The organism is Zoogloea sp. (assembly GCF_017302315.1).
GTDB lineage: Bacteria > Pseudomonadota > Gammaproteobacteria > Burkholderiales > Rhodocyclaceae > Zoogloea.
Genome location: NZ_JAFLDT010000149.1, coordinates 1 through 4,633, shown reverse-complemented (window position 1 = coordinate 4,633; position 4,633 = coordinate 1). Strand labels below are relative to the sequence as shown.

At 66.2% G+C, this 4,633-nt stretch carries 4 protein-coding genes; all 4 read right to left on the bottom strand.

Annotated features, from left to right (window positions below; genetic code table 11):
• Positions 1 to 151: 151 nt before the first annotated feature.
• Positions 152 to 916: a TSUP family transporter gene (locus J0L98_RS21245; RefSeq protein ID WP_296414223.1), complete on the bottom strand. Its 765-nt coding sequence runs from the start codon at positions 914 to 916 to the stop codon at positions 152 to 154.
• A gap of 20 nt (positions 917 to 936) precedes the next feature.
• The gene (locus tag J0L98_RS21240) at positions 937 to 1,629 is read right to left on the bottom strand and encodes a LuxR C-terminal-related transcriptional regulator (protein ID WP_296414222.1); all 693 of its coding nucleotides are present in this window, start codon (positions 1,627 to 1,629) and stop codon (positions 937 to 939) included.
• Between the two features lie 155 nt (positions 1,630 to 1,784).
• The gene (locus tag J0L98_RS21235; protein WP_296414221.1) at positions 1,785 to 3,092 is read right to left on the bottom strand and encodes a dicarboxylate/amino acid:cation symporter; all 1,308 of its coding nucleotides are present in this window, start codon (positions 3,090 to 3,092) and stop codon (positions 1,785 to 1,787) included.
• Between the two features lie 20 nt (positions 3,093 to 3,112).
• Positions 3,113 to 4,537 carry an aspartate ammonia-lyase gene (locus J0L98_RS21230; RefSeq protein WP_296414220.1) on the bottom strand — a complete coding sequence of 475 codons (1,425 nt, stop codon included), beginning with the start codon at positions 4,535 to 4,537 and terminating at the stop codon, positions 3,113 to 3,115.
• Positions 4,538 to 4,633: the final 96 nt, after the last annotated feature.

Genomic DNA, 4,633 nt, shown 5'->3' with positions numbered 1-4,633 from the left:
GAAGCCGGGTCGCCTTCTTTGCCTTCTTTCTTGGCGAAGCAAGAAAGAAGGTCGCCCGCCGGGGCGAACACCCGGCCAACGTCACGCCAAACACCGGAAAGCCTGCCAGCAAAAGGCCGAATGATGAATTCGACCCCACAGGCCCCGCCCCCTACCCTCCCTTCACCATATCCCACGCCAGCTTGGCAATCAGCACCGACACCACCACCAGAAAGGCCTGGCGGACGAAGGCGGTGCCGCGGCGCAGGGCCAGCCAGGTGCCCACATGGGCGCCGGCCAGGTTGCACACGGCCATCACCAGCCCCAGGGTCCACAGCAGCGGCCCGTGGCTGGCGAAGAAGCCGATGGCGGAGACATTGGTGGCCACGTTGATGAGCTTGGCACTGGCCGAGGCGCGCAGAAAATCCATGCCGAACAGGCGCACGAAACCGAAGATCAGGAAGCTGCCGGTCCCCGGCCCGAAGAAACCGTCGTAGAAGCCGATCACGGCACCGAAGGCCATCACGCGCCAGCGGTCGGCGGGGGTCAGTTCGCGGGTTTCGGCGTGGCCGAAATCCTTGCGCTGAAAAGTGTAGATGGCCACCGCCAGCATCATGACCAGCACCAGCGGGCGCATGGCCTCGCGGGGCAGCCAGGCAACCACGGCGGCCCCTAGCCACGCACCGGCCAGGGCAGCCAGCGCCGCCGGCACCACCACGGCCCAGGGGATGGACACGGCCCGCGCGTAGCGCCACAGGGCGGCGCTGGTGCCAGCGATGCTGGACAGCTTGTTGGTGCCGAACAGGGTCGGAATGGCCACCTGGGGATAGTGGCTGAGCAGCACGGGAATCTGGATCAGACCGCCCCCACCGACCACGGCATCAACCATGCCGGCAAAGAAGGCGACGGCACCAAGAAACATGAACTCGAGGGGCATGACACCCAGACCGGTATCCATCAGGCCGGGCGCCGGGCGAGGATCGCCAAAGGTGCCGCCCAGGCCTGCCCGCAGACCAGGTCGGGACGGCGAGCGTCCTCGTCCACCAGATCGGCATATTGCCGAACCAGCTGGGCCAGGGAGTCCGTCTCGAGTTTTCCGGCAAGGCGGGCCCGGTGGACCTCCACCGTGCGGGGCGACACAGCCAGGGCACGGGCAATCTCCTTGTTGGTCAGGCCTGCCACCACCAGACCCAATACCTCCCGCTCGCGCTCGGAGAGACGGGTGTACAGGCTGCGTGCGTGGCGGGAGCGCTGCAGCCGCTGACGCTCCAGCACATGCTGGCCCACCGCCTTGCGCAGGACCTCCGGAAGGCTGTCCTCGGCGGCGGGCAGGGGCAGGAATTCCCGCGCACCGGCCTTGAAGGCCTGCCGGCAAAGATCGACGGTGGCATCGCGGGACAGCACGATCACCGGCAGATCAACGCCCAGGGAGCCGAGCCGATCCAGCAATGCCAGCTCGGAACCGGCACCGGCAAGCTCAAGAAGGACGGCACCGGTGCTATCGGGATCAAGCTCAGACAAAAGGCTGTCGGCATCCCGCCAGACACGGAGCCCGAAGTGCAGACCACTCGCCAGAAGGACGACCCTCCCGCTGGCGGCGGCATCCCGCGTGACAAGATGGATGCAGGGCAAGGGCGCCAAACACATCATGAGCTTATTCCTTGTAACGGTTCGCGCGCGGAGGCGGCTGCACACCGAAACATCCACCTCGGCGGCGTGGCGGACAAACCGGAAGAAAAGTGCCCGACCCCGGGAGGTCGGGCAAACGTGCCTCCCCCGAGGGAGAAAGGCACAGGGAGGGATGCTCAGGCCGCGCCGTTCGCAGGCACGGGCTCACCTGCCACCGGCAGCGCCTCGTCGGTATCGTCCAGCCCCGGATCCACCGGGTCGATGGCTTCTTCCCATTTGGCGACGGCGGCAGTGGCAATGGCATTGCCGAGCACATTGGTGGCGGTGCGCCCCATGTCGAGGAAGTGGTCGATGCCCATGATCAGCAGCAGGCCGGCCTCCGGCAGATGGAACATGGGCAGCACGGCCGCCACCACCACCAGCGACGAACGGGGCACGCCGGCCACGCCCTTGCTGGAGACCATCAACACCAGCAGCATGGTGATCTGCTCGCCGAGGGACATGGGGATGCCGTAGGCCTGGGCCACGAACAGCGCCGCGAAGCCGGTGTACAACATGGAGCCGTCCAGGTTGAAGGAGTAGCCCAGGGGCAAGACGAAGCCCGTGATTCGGTTCTTCACCCCGAACTTCTCGAGCTGCTCCATCAGCTTGGGGTAGGCCGACTCGCTGCTGGCGGTGGAGAAGCCCAGCAGCATGGGGCTGCGCACCAGCTTGATGAGCCGGAACACTTCGCGACCCAGCACCGCGTAACCGGCACCGATGAGAATGGTCCACAGCACGGCCAGGGCAATGTAGAAGCTGGCCAGCAGCTTGCCGAACACGCTCAGCATGCCCAGCCCCTGGGTGGTCACCACGGCCGCGACGGCAGCGAAGACACCCAGCGGGGCAAAACGCATCACGTAGTCGGTGACCTTGAGCATCACATGGACCACTTCATCCATGGTCTGCACCAGGCTGCGGGCCGCCTGACTGTGCAGGTTGCCGAGGGCAAGACCGAAGAACACCGAGAACACCAGGATCTGCAGCACCGAGTTGCCGGCCATGGCTTCGACGATGCTCTTGGGGAAGACATGGGTGATGAAGTCCTTCAGATTGAGGGCCCCGGTCTTCAGGTTGGTGGCCGCTCCGGCCTCGGGCAGGGCCATGTTCAGCGCATGGCCGGGCTGCAGCAGGTTGGCGAAGAGCAACCCGACGGTCAGGGACACCAGGGAGGCGGCGATGAACCAGCCGAGGGCCTTGGAGCCAATACGGCCGACGGTCTTGGAGTCGCCGATGTTGGCCAGGCCGGACACCAGGGTGGCGAACACCAGCGGCGCGATGATCATCTTGATCAGGCGCAGGAAGATGTCGGTGATGATGCCGAAGTATCCCGCGATCTCCTTGGCCGCCTGCGGCGTGGGTGCCGCCTGATTGCAGACGTAGCCGACAAGGATGCCGAGGATCAGCGCGGCGAAAATCAGCAGTGAGGATTTGTTGGCTTTCATGATCGTATCCCGGTGATGGATCAGGCGAGCTTGCGGGCAGGCAGGGCGCGCGGACGGGTCAGCACTTCGGGGCGCAAGACCTCGGCAAGGGCCTCGGCGGTCATCAGGCCGCGCTCCAGCACGATCTCGGCCACGCCGCGACCGCTGGCATGAGCCTCGGCAGCCACGTCGGTGGCGTGGGCATAACCGATGTAGGGGTTCAGGGCGGTGACGATGCCGATGGAGCGCTCGACGCTGGCACGCAGGGCGTCCCGGTTGGCGGTGATGCCATCCACGCAGCGATCGGCCAGCACCACGCAGCCCTTGGTCAGGTGCAACACGCTCTTGAACAGGCTATGGGCAATGATGGGCTCGAAGGCGTTGAGCTGGAGCTGACCGGCCTCGGCGGCGAAGGTGACGGTCATGTCGTTGCCGATGACCTCGAAGGCGATCTGGTTCACCACTTCCGGGATCACCGGGTTCACCTTGCCCGGCATGATCGACGAACCGGCCTGACGCGGCGGCAGATTGATCTCGCCAAAGCCGGCGCGCGGGCCGGAGGACAGCAGGCGCAGGTCGTTGCACACCTTGGAGAGCTTGGCCGCCACCCGCTTGAGCACCCCGGAGAGCTGGATGAAGGCGCCGCAGTCCTGGGTGGCCTCGATCAGGTTGGGCGCGGTGACCACCGGAATGCCGGTGATCTCGGCCAGACGGCGGCACACCAGCCCGGCGTAATCCGGGTGGGCATTGATGCCGGTGCCGATGGCGGTGGCGCCGAGGTTGATCTCGCGGATCAGCAGGGCCGCTTCCTTCAGCCGTTCTTCGTCCTCACCGAGCATGGTGGCGTAGGTGGAGAACTCCTGGCCGAGGGTCATCGGCACCGCGTCCTGCAGCTGGGTGCGGCCGAGCTTGACCACGCCGGCGAACTCCGTGGCCTTGGCCTGCAGCACCTCGTGCAGGCGGGCGAGCCCCGGCAGCAGCGTGTCGTGGATCTCGGCGACCGTCGCAATATGCATCGCAGTCGGGAAACTGTCGTTCGACGACTGGCCGCGGTTCACGTGGTCGTTCGGGTGCACGGGCTTGCGCTGGCCGAGCGGCTCGCCGAGCATCTCGTTCGCCCGGTTGGCGATCACTTCGTTGGCGTTCATGTTCGTCTGGGTACCCGAGCCGGTCTGCCAGACGAGCAGCGGGAAATGGTCGACGAGCTTGCCCGAAATCACCTCGTCGCAGGCCCGCACGACGGCGGCACCCAGCTTCGCGTCGAGTTCGCCCAGCGCCATGTTCGCGAGTGCGGCGGCCTTCTTCTGCACGCCGAAGGCCCGCACGAGCGGTTCGGGCATGCGTTCGGTGCCGATGCGGAAGAGTTCGATGCTGCGCTGGGTCTGCGCACCCCAATAGCGGTCGGCGGGCACCTCGATCGGCCCGAAGCTGTCGCGCTCGATTCGCGTGGACGCGCGCTCGCCCATTCCGTTCCCGCCTGCGACCGGTTTTCCCATTCGCAGATTGGAGGGGAGTTTACCCCCCAAACCGATGTGAAATTCCCGATCCCCCTGCGGAATTAG